The organism is Taibaiella koreensis (genome assembly GCF_003545715.1).
GTDB lineage: Bacteria > Bacteroidota > Bacteroidia > Chitinophagales > Chitinophagaceae > Taibaiella > Taibaiella koreensis.
Genome location: NZ_QVNU01000007.1, coordinates 336,365 through 358,246, shown reverse-complemented (window position 1 = coordinate 358,246; position 21,882 = coordinate 336,365). Strand labels below are relative to the sequence as shown.

General features: G+C 51.0%; 18 protein-coding genes. 8 read left to right on the top strand and 10 right to left on the bottom strand.

Annotated features, from left to right (window positions below; translation table 11 throughout):
* Window positions 1-227: 227 nt before the first annotated feature.
* The 3 genes from DZK30_RS21785 to DZK30_RS21775 all read right to left on the bottom strand — a co-directional run bounded on the left by DZK30_RS21785 (window position 228) and on the right by DZK30_RS21775 (window position 3,867).
* Window positions 228-497 (bottom strand): hypothetical protein, encoded by a 270-nt coding sequence (locus DZK30_RS21785; protein WP_118976299.1) that lies wholly within the window; start codon window positions 495-497, stop codon window positions 228-230.
* A gap of 118 nt (window positions 498-615) precedes the next feature.
* Window positions 616-2,874 carry an FUSC family protein gene (locus DZK30_RS21780; protein WP_118976298.1) on the bottom strand — a complete coding sequence of 753 codons (2,259 nt, stop codon included), beginning with the start codon at window positions 2,872-2,874 and terminating at the stop codon, window positions 616-618.
* A 72-nt stretch (window positions 2,875-2,946) separates the two neighbouring features.
* Window positions 2,947-3,867 carry a T9SS type A sorting domain-containing protein gene (locus DZK30_RS21775; protein ID WP_118976297.1) on the bottom strand — a complete coding sequence of 307 codons (921 nt, stop codon included), beginning with the start codon at window positions 3,865-3,867 and terminating at the stop codon, window positions 2,947-2,949.
* 189 nt (window positions 3,868-4,056) lie between these two features.
* Between DZK30_RS21775 and DZK30_RS21770 the strand changes: the two genes are divergently transcribed.
* The 4 genes from DZK30_RS21770 to DZK30_RS21755 are packed head-to-tail and all read left to right on the top strand — an operon-like array spanning window position 4,057 to window position 6,868.
* Window positions 4,057-4,503, top strand: coding sequence for a thioredoxin family protein (locus DZK30_RS21770; protein WP_118976296.1), 447 nt, complete (start codon window positions 4,057-4,059; stop codon window positions 4,501-4,503).
* On the top strand, window positions 4,490-5,416 hold the full coding sequence (locus DZK30_RS21765) for an FAD:protein FMN transferase (RefSeq protein ID WP_118976295.1): 927 nt from the start codon (window positions 4,490-4,492) through the stop codon (window positions 5,414-5,416). The genes DZK30_RS21770 and DZK30_RS21765 overlap by 14 nt, the downstream gene beginning before the upstream one ends.
* Entirely contained in the window at window positions 5,403-5,627 is a 225-nt protein-coding gene (locus DZK30_RS21760) for a DUF4266 domain-containing protein (protein WP_118976294.1), read from the top strand. The genes DZK30_RS21765 and DZK30_RS21760 overlap by 14 nt, the downstream gene beginning before the upstream one ends.
* Window positions 5,628-5,641: 14 nt before the next feature.
* Window positions 5,642-6,868, top strand: a complete 1,227-nt coding sequence (locus DZK30_RS21755; protein ID WP_118976293.1) for a DUF3570 domain-containing protein — start codon at window positions 5,642-5,644, stop codon at window positions 6,866-6,868.
* 289 nt (window positions 6,869-7,157) lie between these two features.
* Here the strand turns inward: DZK30_RS21755 and pfkA are convergent, their stop codons facing one another.
* From pfkA to DZK30_RS21730, 5 genes are all read right to left on the bottom strand, one after another.
* Window positions 7,158-8,129, bottom strand: coding sequence for a 6-phosphofructokinase (gene pfkA, locus DZK30_RS21750; RefSeq protein ID WP_118976292.1), 972 nt, complete (start codon window positions 8,127-8,129; stop codon window positions 7,158-7,160).
* Between the two features lie 33 nt (window positions 8,130-8,162).
* On the bottom strand, window positions 8,163-8,600 hold the full coding sequence (gene dut / locus DZK30_RS21745; RefSeq protein ID WP_118976291.1) for a dUTP diphosphatase: 438 nt from the start codon (window positions 8,598-8,600) through the stop codon (window positions 8,163-8,165).
* Between the two features lie 165 nt (window positions 8,601-8,765).
* Window positions 8,766-9,527 (bottom strand): inositol monophosphatase family protein, encoded by a 762-nt coding sequence (locus tag DZK30_RS21740; protein WP_118976290.1) that lies wholly within the window; start codon window positions 9,525-9,527, stop codon window positions 8,766-8,768.
* A gap of 137 nt (window positions 9,528-9,664) precedes the next feature.
* Window positions 9,665-11,101 (bottom strand): TolC family protein, encoded by a 1,437-nt coding sequence (locus tag DZK30_RS21735; protein ID WP_162903318.1) that lies wholly within the window; start codon window positions 11,099-11,101, stop codon window positions 9,665-9,667.
* Between the two features lie 98 nt (window positions 11,102-11,199).
* The gene (locus tag DZK30_RS21730; RefSeq protein WP_162903317.1) at window positions 11,200-13,224 is read right to left on the bottom strand and encodes a vWA domain-containing protein; all 2,025 of its coding nucleotides are present in this window, start codon (window positions 13,222-13,224) and stop codon (window positions 11,200-11,202) included.
* Window positions 13,225-13,428: 204 nt separating this feature from the next.
* Between DZK30_RS21730 and DZK30_RS21725 the strand changes: the two genes are divergently transcribed.
* The 3 genes from DZK30_RS21725 (at window position 13,429) to DZK30_RS21715 (ending at window position 17,869) form a co-directional block, all read left to right on the top strand.
* Window positions 13,429-14,916, top strand: a complete 1,488-nt coding sequence (locus tag DZK30_RS21725; protein WP_118976287.1) for a DUF1800 domain-containing protein — start codon at window positions 13,429-13,431, stop codon at window positions 14,914-14,916.
* Between the two features lie 180 nt (window positions 14,917-15,096).
* Window positions 15,097-16,314: a DUF1501 domain-containing protein gene (locus tag DZK30_RS21720; protein WP_118976286.1), complete on the top strand. Its 1,218-nt coding sequence runs from the start codon at window positions 15,097-15,099 to the stop codon at window positions 16,312-16,314.
* A gap of 70 nt (window positions 16,315-16,384) precedes the next feature.
* Window positions 16,385-17,869 carry a GH3 auxin-responsive promoter family protein gene (locus tag DZK30_RS21715; RefSeq protein ID WP_118976285.1) on the top strand — a complete coding sequence of 495 codons (1,485 nt, stop codon included), beginning with the start codon at window positions 16,385-16,387 and terminating at the stop codon, window positions 17,867-17,869.
* Window positions 17,870-18,031: 162 nt separating this feature from the next.
* Here DZK30_RS21715 and DZK30_RS21710 read toward each other — a convergent pair whose 3' ends face one another.
* On the bottom strand, window positions 18,032-19,636 hold the full coding sequence (locus DZK30_RS21710) for a T9SS type A sorting domain-containing protein (protein WP_118976284.1): 1,605 nt from the start codon (window positions 19,634-19,636) through the stop codon (window positions 18,032-18,034).
* A 153-nt stretch (window positions 19,637-19,789) separates the two neighbouring features.
* Here DZK30_RS21710 and DZK30_RS21705 point away from each other — a divergent pair, with 153 nt between their 5' ends.
* On the top strand, window positions 19,790-21,010 hold the full coding sequence (locus DZK30_RS21705) for an MFS transporter (RefSeq protein WP_240432969.1): 1,221 nt from the start codon (window positions 19,790-19,792) through the stop codon (window positions 21,008-21,010).
* Between the two features lie 448 nt (window positions 21,011-21,458).
* On the opposite strand, the gene DZK30_RS21695 is transcribed toward DZK30_RS21705, so the two are convergent.
* Window positions 21,459-21,866 (bottom strand): hypothetical protein, encoded by a 408-nt coding sequence (locus DZK30_RS21695; RefSeq protein ID WP_205529524.1) that lies wholly within the window; start codon window positions 21,864-21,866, stop codon window positions 21,459-21,461.
* Window positions 21,867-21,882 lie beyond the last annotated feature (16 nt).

Here is a 21,882-nt window from a genome sequence, read left to right as displayed (position 1 = left end):
TTCCTCGCAGCGACGCTGTGCCGCAAGCGGGGGAAATGATTCTGAATGGGCTTAAACCATGTCTGTATTGCAACGTATGGTACACCTTCTCCACTATGCTGTAATAGAATATCTCAAATGTGTCCTCTACCGCGAGGGAACAATTTATATAGCGATTAAAAAAGGACTGGTCGAATAACCAGTCCTTTTTTGTGTACAATATGCGGCAACCCGCCTGTATTGCTGTTTTATTTTGCTGCAGGTGCTGCAGCTTTCTTGTCTTTATTTTCTTTGTAGCGCATATCGGGCGTACCGTCTTTTTTCATCTTTTTGTTCTCCTTGTAGCGCTTGTCGGGCGTGCCGTCCTTCTTGGTATGATCGCCGGGAGCAGCTTTATCGGCAGGCTTGCTGGTTTGCGTCGCAGCCGGTTTCGTCTTGGGCGCTGTTTTGTCCTGGGCAAAGGTCACTCCCGAAACCATAAGCATAAGGGCCAGGAGTAATGCGCTGATCTTTTTCATTGTTGTGTTTTTTTAGTTACCCTAAAATTAAACATGTAATACACATGTAGGGAATATCGTTTTGTTATCGGTTTGTGATTTTTGTAATTTTTATAGCGATCACAGCCGGCAGCATACATTATACTTCTTCGATCGCCTTCGGTTCCGGCTCCGACGGCGCGCCATGCAGGCCATTATAAATGGCCTTGAGCTCGATCAGCATTTTTTCGATGTAGACCATCTGGCTTTCCACGGGGTTCATGGTATTAAAGCCTTCTTCAGGAAAGGTCTTCAGGTATTTATCCTCCACAAAATCGTTACCCGATTGCCTCAGCAGTTGTATGTTGTCCCGGAACAGATCGTCGCATTGGTTCAGCATCTGGTAGAATTTTTCCTTCTCCCGTACTGGTATCTTTTCCGTTTCCAGCTCAGTTTCTCCGTGGAAGTTATTGAGCTCGCGGGTGATGCGCACGTTATGCGTAAGCAGATAGTAATAGTTGGCATAGCCCTTTTTGCGCCGCATGCCGGGTTCCTGCATAAAGCGGGTAAAAGAGTCGAAGGCATTGCTGCTACGGGATTCTGCTATGCGCTTCAGCCTGGTCCAGGGTGTACGCTCCTCACTACGGTAAAAAGTGCCCTGGAAGTAGCTGAAATTGGCGGTAAAGGCCTGTGCCAGGTATCGGGGCAAATGATCTTTGTCCCAGGAAGGCAACAGCAAAAAGCCGGCGCCGATGGCCAGTGCCGATCCGATAAGGGTGCACAGGATACGTGTCTTCATGAGCCCGGCATCGAAGCCGGGGTCGATGGCCAGCAGCCCCACCAGCATAAGGGTAATAAAGAAGGCCGCTACGGAATACTGCCGCCGCAGGAAATAGATGAGGAATACCGAGCTGAAGAATACCAGGATAAAACGTGACAACAGCGGGAAAGGCAGCAGCAGGAAGCCGGAGCCTACTATGATGCCGGCCACGGTCCCGGCGCTGCGTTCGATCCCCTTCTTTAAGGTAGCTCCGAAATAGGGCTGGGAGACGATGATCGCGGTAAAAGCGATCCAATAACCATGATGCCGCAATTGTACCAGGGGCAGATCGAGTGTATTGTGCAGGAATAGCGCGAAGGCGCTGCCCTCGCCCAGCAAATAACCGATAAGCGTGCCCAGGAAGGCTGCAATGCCGATCCTGATGGCGTAGCGGGTGGTAATGCTGTCGAGGTTGAACAATTGCCGCAGGTTGTTCTTAACGTACCTGGGGTGAAGGATATTGAGGGTTTGGGTAAAAGAATAGGCGCGGTACACCCTTCGCTCCCCCGGCTGCGCCAGCAGCTCCAACGACTTTTCAACCAGCTTTGCCACACGCTCGGTAAGTACGAGTATCTTCTTCATCGTATCCGAAATGCCGGGTTGCGTCGCTTCCGGCAACTCGGATATCTGCAGCGAAAGCTTGCGCAGGCGTTCAACACGGGAAGTGACCAGGATACGTTCTTCTTCCTTTAGCGTAAGCAGGTATATTTCCATACGCTCTCCTATCTGCTCCAGGGCCCTGAACAGGCTGTGAAACTGCACCATGAGCTGCCGGTCGCCGGTTTGCCGGTATAGCTGCTCGGCAGCCTCGCTGATCTGTATGATGTGCATGCTCACCAGCGAGGCGCAGCGGCGCGACTGGGCCAGGGCATACTTGGTCTTCTGGCTTTTGCTTACCTGGTCGGCCGTTTCTTCAAAGAGGAACAGCGAGCTGTCGATGGCGGTACGTACATCTTTTTCTTTAAGATAGACATCCCTTACCGAGCTCCGGGTAGTGGTACCGTCCCAGCCCTTACCTGTGGCCTGCGCGAGGGCAGCCACCGACTTCCATATCACGGCGATGGTACGGCGATATGGCGTGCCGATACGGATGAAGAGAAAGCTGCAAAGCCCCACCACTGTAGTCCACAGGGCCCCCAGGGATACCCAGCCGCAACGGGTCCACAAGGCTTCGCTGGTTGGCACCGGGTAAGCGCTGGTGATGATGTAAAAGATATAGACGCTGAGCGCAAGACCCATGCCACGATCGCCCAGGTTCTTGAACAGGCCGCTGAGAAAGCCTACGGCAAACATGCCCGGCAGGCTGATCCATATGAGGTTGCCGGCCAGACTGCCTACAACACAGAACAGCACCGACAACAGCGAGGCACTGAGCAACAGCCGCACACGCTGACCGATGTTGCCTTTGAGCTCAATAAAAGAAACACTTTCGGCTGCGATCGCCATCCATTCGGCGCCGCTTTCCTTTTCAAAAAAAGCGCCCCAGAGCAGTGGTATCGTTACCGACATGGCTACCCTGAGCCCCCATCCCCAGGCGGGTTCACGGTATTGCGACTGCAAACGTTTGTTGACAGATTGGTAAGAAGCAGCTAAATCCATTTGTATCTTGCAAGATAATAACAATTGGTCAAAGCTGCAGATTACGATGGTATTAAAGTGGTACTTTACCGGTTACCTGACTACAAATTTGCCCATCGCTACTTTTCCCTCTTCCGTATACAACCGGTAATAATAGATGCCGGGAAGGTAACCGCTCCGGCTGATGGTTATCTGGTTAGTCTTGCCGGCCTCATACGCTTTAACCTTTCTGCCGGTAACATCGTATACCATCATCGTTTGCAGGTGAGCATTCCCTTTAAGGGATACCTGACTGGTAGTAACGACCGGCTGAGGATAAAAAAGAATTTCTTTAGAATCGATAATATGGCCTGCAATACCTACGAGCGCTTCGTCGCAACCCGGCAACGGCATATCGGGATTAGTAGCGCTGGCGGGATTATGATATACCCAGTTCCCGTCGCGGCCAAAACAGATGAGGTCGTTCCAGGTACCGTTATTGGGCCAGGTACCAGAGTACCACAGTAAGCCTCTCAGGCCATTACCCACGCCCTCTATCCAGTTCGTCCACAAAAAATCAAATTTAATACGCCTGTGGTACACGCCACCAATATTGACAGAATCGGTAGCAATAACGTGCATAGTAGTCCTCCAGTTATTCTGCCCCATGTTGTCGTCGTACTGAACAGAATCGCCTACCTGCAGCGAAAAATCATAGAGAAGGCCGCTCGGGATGCTAGGGTAGAGCGTCCGGAAATAAACTTTTTTCTCATCGTCTTCCCTTATCCCTCCAATTAGCTCAGATGCATCAAAAAGCGTATCCGTTGACTTATAGAGTTTGTGATAACTCATGCCGTCGAGGATCGTATCCCCGTTTTTCAGACCGTAATAATGAATAGTATAAGGTGATTCGTCGTCTATACGGAATCGTTCCCGCCATACAGTATTCGTCGTGGGAAACGGCACATAAGTCTGGGCCTGCGCCGTGATAGATGCAATGGAGAATAGCAGGCAATAAAGCAAAGCATTTTTCATGATAGTAAAAGATAATTTCAAGAGATGATATTTTTTCAAAAATATTAACAATCCGAAATCCGCTCTTTAAGTATTTGACAGGTGTGCTTTATCGCTTCATAAATGTGCAGGATTGCCCGGAAGTGAAAAAGTAATTTGACGGACAACCGATTGCTGTCTATTTTTGCCTGCTCAAAGGAAGCAAGATTTATGTACAAGTACGGGATGACGCTTTTGTTGCTGCTTTTTGCTTATGGAGCCGGGGCGCAGGTTTTCACCGATCCGGCAGCGGCGTTTGCGATGGCTTCGCAGCATCAAAAACCCGTTCTGCTCGTTTTCCAGGGCTCCGATTGGTGTATTCCCTGCATCAGGCTCGAGCAACAGGTGCTTTCTGCCCCGCGGTTCACCGACTTTGCCCGCGACCGGTTCTTTATCCTGAAAGCCGACTTCCCGCAAAAAAAGAAAATACCGCCTGCACTGCAGCAGCAATATGATTCATTGGCCGAGGCCTTCAATGCCGAGGGCCGTTTCCCAAAAATACTCCTGCTGGGAAAGGACAGGCAATTGCTTCATGCCTTTCAACAGGACTACCCCACTCCAGCCATCCTGATCGCCGAAATAGAAAAGGCTTTAAAAGAGATCGATGCAGCAATGTAAACTACAGGCAAGGCTGATGGGCTCTGATTTTGAGCTGATCGTGACCGGTGAATCCGTATCGCAGATGCAGCGCCTGCTTCAGGCCGGTGTAGATGAGATCAGAAGACTGGAACGATTGCTTACCGAGTTTGACAAGGGCTCCGACACCGGCAGGATCAACAGCCAGGCAGGCGTGGCGCCTGTACCGGTAGATCCGGAAGTATATGCGCTGGCGAAACGCTGCCTACAGCTATCGGACCTTACCCAGGGCGCTTTCGACATATCGTCCGGCGCGTTAAAAGCATTGTACAATTTCAAAGGCCATAGCGTTGCGCTACCTTCTACGGAACAATTAAAGCAGGCCTTGCACAGCACCGGCTACCGGCATATCGATACCAGTCGTACCAATGAAGTATTCCTGCGCCGGAAGGGCGCCCGGATAGGGTTTGGGGCCATTGGCAAAGGTTATGCTGCCGACTGTGTGCGGCGGCTGTGGCAACGCGAAGGCGTTACCTCGGGCGTGGTAAATGCCAGCGGCGATCTTACCGCCTGGGGGCTGCGTCCCGATGGCCAGCCCTGGAAGGTCGGCATCGCCGATCCGGAACGGCCCGAGCATATATTACTGTGGCTGCCAGTAGACCAGGCCTCTGTAGCGACCTCGGGCAATTACGAACAATATTTCGATCTCGATGGCACGCGCTATTCTCATAATATCGATCCGCGCACGGGGCTTCCGGCCCGCTGGATCAGGAGCGTCACCATCATTAGTCCCAGCGCAGAACTGTCCGATGCCCTGGCAACAGCCGTTACCATTATGGGTATCGAAGTAGGGCTCGACCTGGTGGAGCAGCTCCCCGGCGTCCATGCCCTCATTATTGATCAAAACAACCGTATGCACACCTCTCAACATATTGCTACCCATGCACAAGCTTAGATCCCGCGGGCTTATGCTGTTGTTAGCCGGGCTCCTGGGGCTCGGCGCCTGCACTACGGTAAAGCCTTACCAGAGAGCCTACCTGAACGATAGCTATATGCAGGCCGGCAAGCTGGATGTAGAACGCTTTGACGAGAATGCACAGTCGTACCGCGAAGGCGCTTCGGGCGGCGGCACAGGTAAAAGCAGCGGCGGCTGCGGCTGCAATTAATACCGGTAAACCCTATGAAGAAAAGATACCTGCTATTTGGATTATTAGCATCTTCTTTTACCGGAAGAGCGCAGCAACAGGAATCCGTATATCAAAAACAACAGTTGAAAGAAACCGAAGTACAGGCGTTGCTATCCTATTATAGCCAGGACGGCAATCATTCGGCAGTCACCGGCGGCAAGGGAACCGAGCAGCTTACCGTCTTTGCCGCGGAAGCGACGATTACCCACCGGCCCGACTCTGTACAAACGATGAGCATCAATATCGGCGCCGACGTGATCACCTCCGCCTCAACCGATAACATCGATTATGTGATCAGCTCAGCCTCCCGCTCCGATATACGCAGCCACCTCGGTATCGGCTATAGCCGCAAGCTGGGACGAAGTGGTATTACCGCAGGGCTCCGTACCGGACTTTCGGTGGAATCGGACTATACTTCTCTTCCTGTAGGGCTATCGCTCTCTTATACCAATGCAGATGGCTCCACCGAGCTGCAACTGGGCCTGCAAACCTATTTCGACGATCTGCGCTGGGGGCGTATCAACAAGCGGTACTGGCGGCCCGTAACCCTGGTATATCCCATCGAGCTGCGCTATAAGCAATGGTTCGATACTTATACCCGCAACTCTTATAACCTGAGCTTTGCATTGTACCAGATCGTTAACAGACGTGTACGCGTTGCTTTGATGCCTGAGCTGGTCTACCAGAAAGGCTTGTTGTCTACGCCCTTTCACCGGGTGTATTTCGATAATGAAATTTCGGCACGGGTCGAGAACCTGCCTATGGAACGCTGGAAAATACCGATCGGTCTTCAGGCCAACATATTCGCTTTCCGCAACCTGATCTTCCGCGCCTACTACCGCTTCTATTGGGACAACTTCGGGATCACGGCGCATACCTTTCAGCTGGAGGTGCCGGTGAAACTGTCGCCGCAGCTGGCGATAGCGCCACACCTGCGCTGGTATACCCAAACCGCTTCGCGTTACTTCAAGCCTTATAAAGAACATAGTTCTTCAGAAGTTTTTTACACTTCCGATTATGATCTTTCTGCGTTTAATGATATCAAGATGGGCCTTACCCTGCGTTATGCCCCGCAGGCAAGAATGGGCGGGCATTGCTTCTTCGACGAAGCCGCATTGCGTTATGCCTGGTATAAGCGCAGCGACGGCTTGTATGCGCATATGGTGACGCTGTTGTTGGATGTAAAGCACTCCAGGATCAAAACGTTGACAAGTCTTTAAAAGACGTTATTTACCAAGAACATCCTCCTGCCGGCGCCGGTAGGAGGATGTTCTTAGTGGATCTGGCTCAAGCGGAAAGCCGGGGGATAAAAAAATCTAAAGATTCAGCTTCCGTTCCGACCGCTGGCGCGTTCAGACCGGAAGCCGGACAGGACGATCTGTGTCCGCTCCAAAGAAGTGGTAGCTGAAACATAATCCCGGGTCTGCTTGCTCCCGATTCTCTCTATGGCGAATGGAAAGGGAAAGGACATGTCTCGCGGCGTCGCAGCGACGCTGCGAGATCAGAATATTAAGACGCCAGTATCTTCGCCATTTCCAGCATTTTCATATCCAGGGGTGCATGCTGCTTGATGGCATGATCGAAGGATGTGTAAATGATCTCCTGGTTTTCGAGCCCGACCATGACCTGCGTCTGGCCCGAAACAAGGGCGTTCACGGCGGCATAACCCATACGGCTGGCCTGTACACGGTCAAAATAACTGGGTGAGCCGCCCCGCTGAATATGGCCCAGTATGGTAGACCGTACATCGAGCTCGGGCAGGTGCTCCATGATCTTTATGCGCAGAGCGTCGGCCCCGCCGAAATCGTCGCCTTCGGCCACCACGATAATATTCACCAGCTTTTTCCGGCGCTTATCGTTGCCTATACGCTCCAGGATAACATTAATGTCCGAAGCCTGCTCAGGGACCAGTATGTCTTCGGCGCCGCAGGCAATACCACTGTTGAGGGCAATATAGCCTGCATCGCGGCCCATGACTTCTACGATGAAAATACGGTCATGTGCCTCGGCCGTATCCCTTATCTTATCAATCGCTTCCACAGCGGTATTCACCGCGGTATCAAAACCCAGCGTATAGTCGGTGCCGGCAATATCATTATCGATAGTACCGGGAATACCAACTGCCGGTAACGAATATTCCTTAAAAAAGACATTGGCACCTTTGAAGGTACCATCGCCGCCGATGAGGACCAGGCCATCTATATCGTGCTGTTTCAACTGCCGGTAAGCTTTTTCCCTGCCTTCCAGCGTCAGGAATTCCTTACTGCGTGCCGTTTTCAGTATGGTGCCGCCTCTTTGTATGATATTGGATACCGAGGTGGTTTCCATTTTGAAGATGTCGCCATCGATCATCCCCTGGTATCCCCTGCGGATACCGAATATTTCCAGGCCGTTGTACAACGCCGTCCGTGCCACAGCCCTGATGGCTGCGTTCATGCCCGGCGCATCGCCGCCCGAGGTAAGCAAAGCAAGTTTTTTCATAGCTATTTAAAAAACGGGATCGACCCGTCTGGTTTAGTGAACGCCGGTATGCCCGAAGCCGCCGGCGCCCCTTACCGTTTCGTTCAGGGCTTCTACCGCTGTCCATACAGCCATCTCATGCTGCGCGATCACCATCTGGGCCACCCTTTCGCCGTCCTCTATCGTCTGCGTTTCGTTGGACAGGTTCACAATAGGTATCTTGATCTCACCACGATAGTCGCTGTCAATGGTACCTGGCGCATTGATCACGGTGATGCCTTTTTTAATGGACATGCCGCTACGCGGACGGATCTGCGCTTCGTAGCCCATCGGCAACTCAATGAATAGACCTGTAGGTACCAGTACACGTTCCAGGGGCTTTAGGGTAATGGCTTCCGGAATAAAAGCGCAAAGGTCCATACCGGCCGAACCTTCGGTCTGGTACTTTGGAAGATCGTGATGCGATTGGTTGATGATATTGATGGAGAGCATTTTTTAGATGTTAGACTTTAGATGTTAGACTTTAGATATTAGATGCAAGATGTAAGTGATTGTAAGTGTTGGGTATTGGGGAGTTGGCAATGAGCAGTTGGCAATGGTAGTTGGCAAGACATGTACATTTTTCCCTTTCTAATTTTGAATTTTGCCTTTTGGAATTTACGCTATAATCGCCTGCCGCAATTCTTCATGTATCTTACCATTGGTGGCTAATGTTTCCTTGTCCCATACCGTATAGGGGTTGTCGCGAAAATCGGTGACTTTACCCCCCGCTTCTTCCACGATCAGGTACCCGGCGGCAATATCCCAGGCATTGAGATTGTACTCCCAGAAGCCATCGAAACGGCCGCAGGCCACCCAGCAAAGATCCAGCGCCGCCGAACCCAGACGCCTCACCGGTATACCGCTGGTGACCATACGCTCAAAAATCGAAAAAGGATTCTTGCCTTCAGGAAAGTGATAAGGGAAGCCTGTAACGAGGAATGCTTTGGCAAAATCGCTCTTTTCCGATACGCTGATCGGGCGATCATTCAACCAGGCGCCCTTGCCCTTCTCGGCAAAGAACAGCTCGTTCATCATGGGATTGTATACCGCGCCCAGGATCATGGTCTCGTCTTCCATAAGGCCTATGCTCACGCAGCATAAAGGTATACCATGGGCATAATTAACGGTGCCGTCGATAGGGTCGATAATCCATTTGTACCGGGATGAGGCATCGTGCGCGCCATATTCTTCGCCTATGATACCATGATCAGGATAGCGTTCCCTGATGATCGAGGTGATAAGCCGCTCAGAGGCCTGGTCCACTTCGGTTACCAGGTTGTTGATACCTTCTTTGTGAGAAACGGCAAAAGTGCCGTTAAAATGCTTGAGGATCAGCGTTCCCGCCTCTTTTATGGCATTGAGCAGCGTTTCTTTCATTCATACTAATTGTACCACGAAAGTAAAATTCCGCTGCTATTTGAGCAAAACATATTTGCCTGCGCCTGTAACGGCACTTTGTCAAATAAAAAGCGGGAGCAGCCTGCCCCCGCCATATAGTATATGAAGATGATGTATTACAGCTTGATTTCTTTACCCAGGTAATAGTCGATCACTTTCAATTTAAACAGCAGATCATATTTAGCAGAAAGCGCATCTGCCTTTGCTTTAAAAGCCGTGTTCTGCGTCGTAAGCAGCTCCAGGGCATTCATAAGGCCCAGCTCGTAGCGCTTCTGTGCAAATGTGTACGCCCGCTCAGAGGCTTCGTCGGCACGCATCGTCGCATAGTGTTTCTGCACGGCGGCCATAGCATCGTAATAAGCTTTATATACATCCTGCTTCAGCTTCAGCTTTGCCTGGTCGAGTCCCAGCTGCTTGCTTTGCACATCGACCTTACTCCGGTTAACATTGGTCCTTGAGGCCCAGCCGTTGAACAGTGGTATAGACAAGTTCAGGAGGTAGGTTTGCCTGAAGTTGTCGCTATACTGCTTAAAGAAACCCACATCCCTGCTTGAAGGTGGCGCAAAGTTAGGTGCATAAACATCAACTCGCTGCCCGTTTAAATTGATATAAGCGCCAGAAGGCTCGTCGCTGATATAGGTATAACCTCCAACCGTCTCCCTATAGGAAGAGGCATAGTTGGTACCAAATTGTCCGCTAAGCGATAATTGGGGGTAAAGAGCGCCTTTTGCGGCGGCCAGTGCGCTACGGGAAGCTTCTATCTTCAACTGGTTGCTGCGGATCGAGCCAAAATGTTTCTGGGCCGAGGCAAACACCTGCTCGGGTGTCAGCCCGGCCAGCTCGCCAATCGGTATATTGTTCACCTCCGGGGCCACAGGCGTAAAAGGTGCGCTGATCTCAAAGTTCATCAAGGCTTTCATGTCCAGTACCGATTGCTGGAAGGTAGCCAATGCTGTAAAGTAGCCCGAGCTATCGGTAGCCACCTGCGCCTCCATCTGGGCAAGGTCCAGTTCCGGTGAGCGGCCCGCCTTAACGAAATAGTCGGTCTGCTCCCGCTGCTTGAGGCTGTATTTCAGCTGGCTTTCGGCCACATGGATCTGCTCCTGCGCCATCAGGATCCGCAGGAAGGCCGTGGCCACATTCAGCGATATATCGTCCTTCAGCTGCGACAGATCGGCCGACGCCGACTGGCTCAGCAGCTTATTTTGCTTGATCGTATTCTGCTTCTGGAACCAGCCGAACAGCAGCACATCCACATTTCCGGATGCGCCGGCAAAGGTGTAGCCTGCATTGAGGAACTGGTTGGAAGTAGGGTCGATAGAACGGCCGTAGCTACGTCCGACGTTGGTCGAGACCTGCGCACTGGGCAGCATCGACAACTGGCTTTGCAGCTGCTGCAGTTGCGCCAGTCGCTCGTTCAGCACGCTTTGTTTGACATCAAGGTTATTGTCGACAGCATAGCGTATGCTTCGCTGCAGCGTCCAGAGGGAGTCCTGGGCACTTGCGGCTACGGCGGTGAGCATGGCTGCAGCAAAAAGGGTCTTTTTTAGCATAGCGCAAATGTAATAATAAAAAAATGTGCTTTGGCCAGGTCCGGCCTCACCGGGCAAAGATATCACCCAGGCAGTTATGACGGCTATAGCCGGTAAAATTATGCATTCCAGTATTTCCGCAGCAACCATTCCGCAATGGCCGTGAGCAGGATGATCCCGAAGAACCAACGGAGATCGATCAGCGCGGTATAGGTCTTGTCGGTATGGATCAGGGGCTTTACCTGGCTGTTGTTCCTCAGGCTATCGGCGAGGGCATCCATACTGCGGTAGGTAAAGAAACCGCCACCGGTCTGGGCTGCCATCCGGCCCAACAGATCGAAATCGGCGTTGGTACGCAGACGCTCCAGGGGTACCGATTCCACGAGAAATGAACCTTCGGAAACCGCACTTTTTCCGTTATTGCTCACCGTTCCTTTAAAGTGATAGCTTCCCGGCGCCAGCAGCCCCACATTCAGGCGGTAGCTATTACCGTTTTTTTCCATTTCGTAGGCAAGCGCCTTGCCGGCGCTGTCGGTGAGCGATAATTTTACGGCAGGGCCGTTGACGAGCTCCCCGTTATCGTTGCGCAGCTCGGCATATAGGTTTACCGGCTCATTATCGCTCAGCACATATTTATCCATGAACAAGCGGAAAGGCCTGTTGTCCTTTTTGACGCTCAGCAAGCTTACGGTCTGGCGGATCAGTTCGTCCACAACCTCGTGCTTACCCGAGTTCTTATACTCATACAGCCGCCAGCGCCACAGTCCTTCACCGCATAACATAGCCTGCGGCGTACCGCTGTTCCGGAACACCCATAGTGGATAATTGGTGCTGATATTGCCGATCTGCTGCCGCATCAACACCTGCGCATCCGGCGCTACAGAATAGTTGCCGTAGGGCGCCTGCAAGGGCGGCATTTTGCCCATCACTTCCTTTATACTGACCGGCAGGGTGAAATAGCTGAAAGCGGTATTGATATTGGGTAGCACATCGTTGGGATTACCGCCGCCGGCGATCTTCACCAGGTCCTGCTGCTGGCTAAGAACATTCAGGTTACTTTGCCGGCCCAGGATATACCATACGGGTTTGCCGGCCGCCTGAAGCTGCACACCCGCTGAAGAAGGCACCTGGTGCGCGATAATCAGATGATACGGCGTTACAGGGGGTACATCGCTGCCGAAGCGTACATCCACTTTGTATTGCGGAACGCTTTCCAGCGCCTCTTTTATGGCGGCAATATCGGGATGTGGTGCTGCGGCCAGCAAGAGCACTTTGGTCTCATCGTCGATCACTTCGACAAAAAAGTCCATACGGTTGTTGAGCGTATTCTGCTCGCCTTCCTGCACCGGTATTGCTATGGAATAGCGTTGAAACCCTTTCTCTTTTGCCTCGGCTTCAAAGTGGAAAGAGGCGGTATAACGGTCCTTGTCGATCTTTACCGGCTGTTGTCCTATTGTGCTGCCATTGTGGAGCACTGAGAGCGTGGTATTGCCGCCATTCAGCTTATCGGCACGGAGGTCGACCATGATCTCAAACTTGCTGTTCAGCGCCACCGTCTTATTGGCATATACCCTGCCGATGCTGATGTCGCGGGGCTGTGTACTATCGCCCAATCCGATGGTATATATAGGTACCGGGGCGCTGGCGGGCGCATATAGCGGATCCAGTCCTTCGTTGTAAATCCCATCGGAGGCAATAATGATCGCACCTATATTCTGATCCTGGTATTGTTCTGCCGCCGCCTGCAAAGCCCTCGCTATATTGGTGCTCCGCTGGTCGTAATGGAGCTGGCTGTCACGGGAAAGATCGGCGCCGAAAGCAAACCGCACCACAGTATAGTCTTTCCGCCATCCGGCCTCAAGCCGCTGCATTTTTTCCCTATAGGCCACCGAATCTTTGCCCAGCGCCGCACGCATAGACGAAGAATTGTCCTGCAGCCAAAGGAGCAGCGGTTTTTCCTCTTCCGTATGTGTAGTGGGAAAAGCGGGCGCCAGCAGCAAGGCAGCTGTAAAAAAGCAAGTAAGAAAACGCAGCAAAGCGGGCAGCCACTTTACCGGTATATTCTTTCGCCGGTCGCTGCGGTAAAGCAATACTGCAGGAATAAGACCAATGAGCAGACAAAGCAGCCAATATATTAAATTCATTAAACGTTCCGGATTCCAGGATTTTAGTATGCAAGTTTAACGGAAAATGAGGGCATCACAAATTATTCATTACAGATTAAATGCTTTCTGCTCTTTCCTTTAGCGGCACCTCACCCTCATTTGTAGGCATTTTAACTTTTCGCCGGTTTAACCTCGATGGTATTTATAACTCTCAATGCTGCTCCACAAACTTAATCACATCACATGGCAGTGAACAACCAGACCAGGAACCAGCATTTATTGGGACGCGCAGGCTTCGGCATTGCCGCCAGCACGCTTCAGCGATTGGATGATATAACACCGCATAAATTGTATAAAAGATTGGAAAAGGCTTCCGCCACACCCACCAAAGCGCTGGATACGGTGAGTCCCTTTGTAAAAGAGGCTATGGCAGGCAAGGAAATGGACGATTCCAATAATGCCATGATGGATACCGATGCCCGTAAAGCGGCGCGCGCCGAACAAAGAAAGCAGATCAACAAGCAAAGCAATGCCGATATCAGGCAGCTGAGCATAGCATGGATGAACGAGATGGTAAGCAGTGAGGCACAGTTGCGGGAAAAAATGGCTTTGTTCTGGCATGGCCATTTCGCCAGCAGGGTGAACAACAGTCTTTACCAGCAGCAGCTGCTCCGGGTGATCCGGGAAAATGCGCTGGGATCTTTCGGCGATCTCCTGCGTGGCGTCAGTAAAAGCGCGTCCATGCTGGCTTTTCTTAACAACCAGCAAAACCGGAAGAAGAAACCCAATGAGAATTTTGCCCGGGAGGTAATGGAGCTGTTTACCCTGGGCAGAGGACATTACAGCGAAAAAGATATTAAGGAGGCGGCACGTGCCTTTACAGGATGGGGGTTTGAGCGCGACGGTACTTTCGTGTTCCGTGAAAAGGTGCATGACGAAGGGATGAAGACCATATTGGGCAGCGGCGGCAACTTCGATGGCGATGCTGTGCTGGACCTTATCCTGCAGCAAAAGCAGACTGCACTTTTTCTTTGCACCAAAATATACCGCTACTTCGTAAATGAGGTGGTCGATACACAGCAGGTCGGCTGGCTGGCCGACCGGTTCTACAGCAGCCAATATGACATCGGCAAGCTCATGCATGATATTTTTACGAGCGATTGGTTTTACGAAGAGCGCAATATTGGCACCCACATCAAGTCTCCGGTTGAATATCTGGCCGGGATAAGGCGTTTCCTGCCGATGACCCTGCGAAATGAAGAAGTACAGGTATTGCTGCAACGTCTGCTGGGCCAATGGCTCTTCAACCCGCCCAATGTAGCCGGATGGCCGGGCGGCACAGCCTGGATCGACAGCTCCAGTCTGATGCTGCGCCTGCGCATTCCAGGTCTCATCCGCGGCGATGAGACCATCAGCATCAAGCCCAAAGGCAACGATGATGTGCAAATGGGTGGTAAAGAGCTGCTGCCAGCCGGCGGCGGCAAAACGAAGAAAGCGGGCGGTAGCTACCAGATGCTGGCGCACATCGACTGGACTGTGCTTGATAAAGCACTGGACGAGACCAACCGGGAAGTGCTCTACAATAAGCTGGAGGCCTTGTTGCTGCAAACGCCTCCCGGATCGGCCGACAAAGACGCGGTCATGAAGCTGGTAGATCAGACAACAGATGAAACCTACCTGCAAACCCTGGTGATCGCGCTCATGAGCACACCGGAATATCAGTTGTGTTAATTGGCAGTTGTGTTAGTTGGCAATGGGCAGTTGGCAATGAGCAGGTGGCAATGGGGAGTTGGCAATGGGCAGCGGATAATAGAGAGTTGGCAATTTGGAATTTAACTATTGGAGTTTGGAATTTATTCATTGGAACTTGATCCTTTGAATTTGATCATTCATCATAAATCATCTTTGTTTATGTTGCTTCAACGCAGAACATTTCTTAAAATGGGATCGCTGGCTACGGCCTCACTGTTTGTTCCCAAAATGCTACAGGCGATCATTCGCAAAGGGGATGAAACGCTCCCTGCCGGCAACAAGGTACTGGTCATCCTGCAGCTGAGCGGTGGCAACGACGGCCTCAATACGGTGATACCCGTGCGCAACGATATATATTACCGCTCCAGGCCCGCACTGGGTCTGGCCCGTGAGAAAACGCTCAGCCTTACCGATGAAGCGGGGTTACATCCTGAGCTCACTTGCTTCAAATCGTTGTACGACGAGGGACACCTGGGTATACTCAACAGCGTGGGCTATCCCGATCCCGACAGAAGCCACTTCCGCAGTATGGATATATGGCAAAGCGCCAGTGCCAGCAGCGAAGTATGGCAAACAGGCTGGCTGGGCCGCTACCTGGACCAGCAATGCAAAGCCTGCGACCTGCCCACCCAGGCGCTGGAAATAGATGATACCCTGAGCCTCGCTCTGAAAGGAGAGCTGCAGAAAGCCATCGCGCTGAAGGATCCGCGGCAGCTATACAACAACAGCCACCAGGAGTACCTGAAACGACTTTCCGAAGCCTACCGGGCAGGCCATCACCAGTTGGAGCATGAACGACCCGTAGACTACCTGTACCAAACCATGGCGGGCACCTTAAACAGCGCCGACTATATATTTGAAAAAAGCAAGGCAAAAGAGACGACGACCGTCTATCCCAAAACGGAACTCGGCAAAAACCTGAAAACAATAGCCTCCCTTATCCTTTCGGAGGCCAATACGCGTGTCTATTACGTGAGCGTAGGCAGCTTTGATACCCATGTGGGCCAGGAAGGCCAGCAGGCAAGACTATTCAAACAGATCAACGAGGCTGTTACTGCTTTTACACAGGACATGAAGGACAATCGCCGGTTTGAGGATGTGCTGCTGTTCACCTTCAGCGAGTTTGGCCGGCGGGTAGCGCAAAATGCAAGCAACGGTACCGATCACGGTACGGCCAACAATATGTTCTTCATCGGCGGTGGCCTTAAACAGCAGGGTCTGCTGAATGCCTTACCCAACCTGGAGGAATTGCAGGATGGTGATCTCAAATATGAGGTAGATTTCAAAAGTGTGTATGCCACGGTGCTGAAACAATGGCTGGCGGCCGACGATGTTGCCATACTGGGTAAAGAAATGCCCCGTCTCAGCTTCATCTGACCGGCCGGAGGGTCACAGGATTGAACATGTTTACTGTATCTTTGTTTTACGTTTACCTTAACCGTAATTAATGAAGATCAAATCTTTCCTGGCCAAACCTTATGCTTCCGTCGTACACAAAAGGATACAGAAATCCATGCAGACAGCCGTTGCCGATCAGCAACATATTCTGCAGCAACTGTTGAAGCAAGGGGTAAAGACCATTTTTGGCGCAGACCATAAGCTGAAAGACGTAAAGAACTATACAGAATACAATGCAGCGGTTCCAATAAGGGACTATGAGGCCATCAGCCCCTATATTGAGCAGATCAAGGAAGGCAAGCATAATGTATTGTGGAAAGGCAAGCCGCTTTATTTTGCCAAAACATCGGGCACGACCAGCGGCGTTAAGTATATCCCTATCAGCAAAGATTCCATCTCCAATCATATCAATACGGCGCGCAACGCCCTGCTCTGCTATATGGCCGAAAGCGGCAATACTGCTTTTGCCGATGGTAAAATGATCTTTCTTTCCGGCTCTCCCACCCTGGAGCGCATTGCCGGCATTCCTACCGGCCGCCTCAGCGGTATCGTAAACCATCACGTACCGGGCTACCTGCGTAAGAACCAGATGCCCGACTACGAAACCAATTGCATCGAGGACTGGGAAACCAAGCTGGCGCGGATCGTTGATCAGACCATTGATCAGGATATGACCTTGATCAGCGGTATTCCGCCATGGATGCAGATGTATTTTGACTGGCTGATCGAACGGTCGGATGGTAAAAAGGTAAAAGAGCTGTTTCCCAACCTGCAGGTGCTGGTGCATGGCGGCGTCAACTTTGAGCCTTATCGTCAAAAGCTGATGGATAGCCTGGGGCAATCCGTAGATGCGATAGAGACCTTTCCGGCTTCCGAAGGCTTCTTTGCCTTCCAGGATACGCTCGATAAGGAAGGCTTATTGTTGAACACAAACTCGGGTATCTTCTTCGAGTTTGTTCCTGCCCAGGAGATCTTCCACGACAATCCCACACGCCTTTCTCTAGAAGAGGTGACGCTGAACGAGAACTATGCGCTTATCGTCAACAGCAATGCCGGCTTATGGGGATACAATATCGGGGACACGGTAAAATTTGTAAGCCTGGACCCTTACCGCATCGTGGTAACCGGCCGTACCAAACATTTCATTTCAGCCTTTGGCGAACACGTGATCGCCGAAGAGGTAGAACATGCACTGCTGCAAGCCACACAAAAATATCCTGCCCGTATCGTTGAATTTACAGTGGCGCCTATGATCCAAACCGAGGACGAGCTTCCTTTTCATGAGTGGCTGGTTGAGTTTGAACAGGCGCCCGACGACTTACAGGCCTTTTCCCTGGAGGTGAACAATCAGCTGCGGGAGAAAAATATATATTACGACGACCTGATCAGGGGATCGATCCTGCAGCCGCTTAAGATAAGGCCCCTGCGTAAGAATGCTTTTATTGACTATATGAAATCGGTAGGCAAGCTGGGGGGACAAAATAAAACGCCGAGACTCAGCAATGATCGTAAAATAGCGGATGCTTTATCTTAGACATGCTTTCAAAAAAAGAGATTCAAGTTTTTGAAACTTGAATCTCTTTTTTTTGTGAAAAACTTCTGCAAAAAAATGCAGCCCCTTAGACAAAGGGCTGCTTAAACCAAACACCAAAACTATGGCACCTTCTTGATTGTTCTATTGCTATACTAGCTATGCTTATTTCTTAATGATCTTTTTCTGAAGAATAGTGGCGCCGCCATTCAGGTCCCTTCCCTGCAGGAAATAGATACCGGGAGCAAGGTGGCTGAGGTCCCATTGCTGATTGGTGGCGTTCAACGTTGCCTGCTGCATCAGCTTTCCGCTCAGGTCGAATACCTGCAGCTGGATCTGCATAGCCGGATTATTATTATCAAAAGCCAGGCTCAGCTTACCTGAGAAAGGATTGGGATAAACGCTGATCGCATTGTCACCGGCAGCTATGGCCACAGACCGCACAGGGCTGTAGGTATACAGTCCATCGACATCTTCCATTCTCAGGCGGTACAGGTTTACCGTAGCAGCAGGATTATAATGGGTAAAGCGGTAGCTATTCTCCTGTTTGCTGCCATTGCCGGTCGCAGCTATTGAACCTACTGTGGCCCAGCTGCTACCGTCTTTGCTGTATTCAATGGTAAAGCCTTTTACATCTATCTCCTGTGCTGTTTCCCAGCTCAGCAATACCTCTTTGTTCATTAAAGCCGCATCGAAACGGATCAGCTTTAAGGGCAGCGGCGTAATCCCGGATGGCTGGAATGTTTGCTGGCCGCAGTAGCCGTAGAAGCTGGCGGTATCGCCGGGCACCATGCTTGCAGGGCGTACGACATGGTTACCCTGCATGCCGAAGTCAAAATAACTACCACTTTGCTGAGGCGATGTAAGACTGGCATCGTAAAATTTAATCGCGCTATCGGGACTGTTGTATGAGCCGGAAAAAGAGCTCTGCTGGCGGGTATCGCCGGTAAAATAAAATTCACCACTACCGGAAAGAGGGGCATTGTTGTGGAAATCGGTTCCCCTCACTTTGCCGCGATAAGTATTGGTCCAGCTGCCGGCATTGTTCTGTATCTTTCCGGTGCTGGTATTGGTCACCCACATCAGGCCATCGTTCACGAATACAGCGGCATTGTTGAAACCATTACCGACTACGAAGCGGCAGTTATTGTATACATTGCCACCATTGAAATTAATAAAATCGTTTACTTTGATAAATCCATTATTGGTAAGGGTACCGCCGCTGTTGAAGTTACCGCTTCGTACTTCAAACCTGCCGTAGTTGTTGAACGAGCAGCCGGAATTCACGGTAGCGTCGCCCGAGGCCGCAATCACCGTACCACTGTTGTTGAACGTGGCGTTATTGTTCAGCGAAAAGGTGACGTTATAAGTAATCACAGCATTCTTGTTGTTGGTGATCGTACCCGAGCCGTTGAAATTAGAGGTCCCGTTAAAAGTCAGGCTATTGTTGTTGATCAGTGTGCCACCGTTACCGAAATTGACATTTCCTGTGATCAGGGTACCATTATTAATCAGCGTACCGTTGAAATTATTGAAGTTCTGAATGCTGAGGGTATAACCGCTTGCCACCTTTAGTGTACCGCCGCTGGCGACATTCACATTGGCATTATAGATATCTGAAGTAACGCAGACTACCTGTCCGGCGTTGACATCAATGTTGTTTCCCGAAGCGGTAGCTGTGCAGTCCTGGGCCAGAGCATCAGTAGTGGTTCCCGTAAAAATCGTTCCAAAAATAACGGCAGTGACAAAGGCCGGCAATCTGTTTTTCATCTTGATCTATTGGTTTAAATTGGTGGATGCAAAAGTGTGCACACCTCCCTCATAAATTGATATAGATCACTGATAGCTGAACCGCCAAAGAAGTAACTTAGCAGCCTGGAATATAATCATCTGTTACCTCTATATTAATTTTTCACATTAAGAATGATCACAATGGATCAAAAGGCCGATCCGGTGCCTCAGGCAACCTTAAGCCGCTTCTCTCTTATGCTGATGACTATTAGCGCCGGATTGGTAGTGGCCAACATCTATTATTGTCAGCCGGTGCTGGGTAAAATTGCGGCAGAGCTGCGCCTGAGCGAGACCAGCGTGAGTAGCATCGCTACGCTGACGCAGGTAGGCTATGCGGCCGGCCTGCTGTTTATCATTCCGCTGGGCGATATGCTGCAGCGCAAAAAGCTGATCCTGGTCGATTTCATTTTTATCATACTGGCACTATGCTGCATGGCCTGGGCGCGCAATATCTATCTGCTTGCAGGTATCTCCTTTATTATAGGATTTACCTCCGTTGTGCCGCAGCTACTCATACCCATGGCCGCACACATGGCCAGCGACAAAGACAGGGGCCGGGCCATAGGCACCGTTATGGGGGGCTTGCTTATCGGCATTCTCTGCAGCAGGAGCATCAGCGGCTATGTAGGCGAGCACTATGGCTGGCGTATGATGTTCAAGATCGCAGCGATAGCCATGCTGATCAATGCCACTGCCTTGTGGCGGTTCCTGCCGGAAATACCCTCCCATTATAAAGGCACTTACGGCGGATTGATGAAATCGCTGCTTCATTATGCCCGTACGGTGCCCGAGCTACGCCTTTCGGCCGTAAAGGGCGCCTTGGGCTTTGCCAGCTTCAGCGCTTTCTGGACTACACTGGTATTTCTTATGGAAGGACCACCGTTCTTCAAAGGCAGCGATGTTGCGGGCGCATTTGGCCTTATCGGCGCCGGAGGCGCGCTGGCGGCGTCTCTTGCCGGCAGGGCAAGCAGCCGTATCAAGCCCTATACGCTCCACATCGTTACCATTACGTTGATGGTACTTTCCTGGATTATATTCGGTCTGTCGGCGAGTAGTATGACGGGGCTTATTATTGGCGTGGTGGTGCTGGATATGGGTCTGCAGGCGACGCATATTACCAACCAAACGATCATCTTTGCTATTTATCCGGAAGCACGGAACCGGCTGAACACGGTCTATATGGTAACCTATTTCATTGGCGGGTCATTGGGCACGCTTATCGGCAGCTATGCCTGGGACCACTGGAAATGGTCGGGGGTATGCGGTTTCGGGCTTTTGTGCACCGGCCTGGCCCTGCTGCTGCATTTTGCGTTTGGGAGCGCCAGACGTGAGAGATTAGACGTGAGAGATTAGACGTTAGACATCAGATGGTGGCTACTGGCGGGAAATTGAAAATCAGAAATTCTATCGCGCGAAGAAAATATAAACAGAAGGACTTTGTGTTCTTTGCGCAACCTTTGCCTCTTTGCGGTTAACTACTCGGTGGGCAATTGGCAATTTACAATGCCGAACTTTATTAACCGCGAAGGGCGCTGAGCGATACGCAAAGGGCGCAAAGAGGCGTCATAATGTGCCCTGTGATCAATACCCAATACCCAATACCCAATACCCAATACCCAATACCCAATACCCAATACCCAATACCTAATACCCAATACCTAATACCTAATACCTAATACCCAATACCCAATACCCAATACCTAATACCCAATACTTAATACCCAATACTTTCATTCACTTACATCCTGCATCCTGACTCTTTGCATCTAGCGTCTAACATCTAGCGTCCAATCCCCACACACTACTGATGCGCAATACCATTATTGATCAGCAGCAGGGGCTCATTCTTTTTCTTATAGGTAAGGAAGGTGCTGATGAGCGCCAGCTCTTCGGCCGATACATTACTTTCCGATACCTGCTCTTCATGCCGGGGATTGGCTACCCTGATAGAATAGGCTCCCAGCTGGTCTTCCGTAAAATCGGGGATAAGCAGCTTACCCTTGACCAGGCTGTTGTGGCATTTGGCACAGCTGAGCTCATATAGCACACGCCCCTTCTCTGCAAGCTTCAGGTACTGGTCCCTGACCGGCTGCGCCATAGCATCGGGAAATACATAATCGATCTTAGGGCTTTTCTTTTGAGCTATTGAGCTTGTGCTTGCTAAGGCCGCGCCAATAGCCATTATAGATACAATAATCGGCTTCTTCATGATCTGTTCTTCATTT